Annotated in this window: 1 pseudogene; it reads right to left on the reverse strand. The window is 36.1% G+C overall.

Going from position 1 to position 446, the window contains the following annotated elements:
• Nucleotides 1-168 precede the first annotated feature (168 nt).
• Nucleotides 169-446, reverse strand: a pseudogene (locus I6F28_RS37150) (hypothetical protein); the annotation flags it as partial.

Consider the following 446-nt stretch of genomic DNA (forward strand, 5'->3'; position numbering starts at 1 on the left):
GTATTTTGCTTTCCATCTGCATTTTTTCGGTGGGTTCGGCATCTTTGGATAGTCGGGATAATAGGAAGATATAACCGCATATATTTTCCCTCGCAATTTCATAATTTACGATGTCGAGGTATTCAACGGTCACATGCTTTAGATCGGTTGATAGGTTATTTAATTTAATCATGGCTGAAATCCTGATTTTTCTAAAATTGGATAAAGCTCTCTGAATTTTTCAGGCTCTAACAGCATATCAGCGATACGAATAGCAAAATGTTGGTAGCTTTCTGTACCTTGTGAATATTTCCCCATTTCAGGCATTTCTGACATTTTATTGGCAAATAAATGGCGTTGTGCATCGGTCATTTTGATAAAAAAGTCAGGTGTGTTTGGGTCTCTTTTTGCTTCAACTTTTGGCTGTTGTTTTTGCTTAAATTTGAAAGAAAAACCTGAAATGATCC

Origin of the sequence: Bradyrhizobium sp. NBAIM14 (assembly GCF_020193895.1) — a bacterium.
In the GTDB taxonomy this organism is placed as follows: Bacteria; Pseudomonadota; Alphaproteobacteria; order Rhizobiales; family Xanthobacteraceae; genus Bradyrhizobium; species Bradyrhizobium yuanmingense.